The organism is Bradyrhizobium sp. ORS 375, assembly GCF_000239775.1.
GTDB lineage: Bacteria > Pseudomonadota > Alphaproteobacteria > Rhizobiales > Xanthobacteraceae > Bradyrhizobium.
This window is the reverse complement of the sequence record NZ_CAFI01000324.1, coordinates 1-1,161: the sequence shown is the minus strand read 5'-3', so window position 1 is coordinate 1,161 and position 1,161 is coordinate 1. Positions and strand designations below refer to the sequence as shown.

1 protein-coding gene is annotated in these 1,161 nt (G+C 69.5%); it reads left to right on the top strand.

Annotated features, from left to right (window positions below; all coding sequences use genetic code 11):
- Positions 1-1,068: autotransporter outer membrane beta-barrel domain-containing protein (locus tag BRAO375_RS23490; RefSeq protein ID WP_035641827.1), on the top strand; the 1,068-nt coding region annotated here is incomplete at its 5' end.
- Between the last annotated feature and the right edge of the window lie 93 nt (positions 1,069-1,161).

Here is a 1,161-nt window from a genome sequence, read left to right as displayed (position 1 = left end):
TTCAATCTGGCCGGCGGCATCCCTGCCACCTTCGCGACGTTGTCGGCGCCGGGCCTCACGCAGGTCTCCGGCGAGACCGCGGTCGGCGCCCAGCAGGCGACGTTCGACGCCATGAGCCAGTTCATGGGCGTCATGCTGGACCGGTCGATGGCCGGCCGCGGGGGCGGCTCGCCCGGAGATGCCTATGCGTCGATACCGCGCAAGGCGCCCGCCGCCGACGCCTTCAACGCGCGCTGGGGGGTCTGGGCGGCCGGCTATGGCGGATCGCAGAGCGTCAACGGTGATGCCGCGCTCGGCTCCAACAAGACCACCAGCAGCGTCTACGGCTCCGCCGCCGGCGCCGACTATCATGTTTCGCCCAACACGGTGGTCGGCTTTGCACTGGCCGGCGGCGGCACGCGTTTCAACGTCGCCAATGGCGGCAGCGGCAATGCTGACCTGTTCCAGGCCGGCAGCTATCTGAGGCACACCCGCGGCGCCGCCTTCATCGCTGCCGCGCTGGCCTATGGCTGGCAGGACGTCACCACCAATCGCACCGTCACCGTCGCGGGCTCCGACAATCTGCGCGGCCGCTTCAACGCCAACGCGCTCTCCGGCCGGCTGGAAGGCGGCTACCGGATCGCCGGCGCGGCGATGGATGTGACGCCCTATGCGGCGGCACAGTTCGTCAGCTACCGCCTCCCCTCCTATGTCGAGCAGGCCTCCGCTGGCGCCAACACCTTTGCGCTCGCCTATGCCGGCAAGGACGTCACGGCCTCGCGCACCGAGCTCGGCGCCCGCACGGAGAAATCCTTCGCGCAGGCCGATTCGCTGCTGACGCTGCGCGGACAGTTCGCCTGGGCACACGACTTCAACACCGACCGCAACGTCCAGGCGGCGTTCGTGACGCTGCCCGGCTCGGCATTCGTGGTCAACGGCGCCCGGCCCTCGGCCGACACCGCGCTAACGTCGCTTTCGGCGGAAGTCGCCTGGCGCAGCGGCTGGGCGGCGAGCGCCACCTTCGACGGTCAGTTCTCCGACACCACCAAGAGCTACGCTGGCAAAGGCATCATCCGCTACGCGTGGTGATCTCGCATCCGGCCATTCTCAACTCTCCCGCCCCCCACAACGGGAGAGCGTGGCGGGGCGAGGGTTAAGCTGATGCCAAACCCTCGCCCCGCC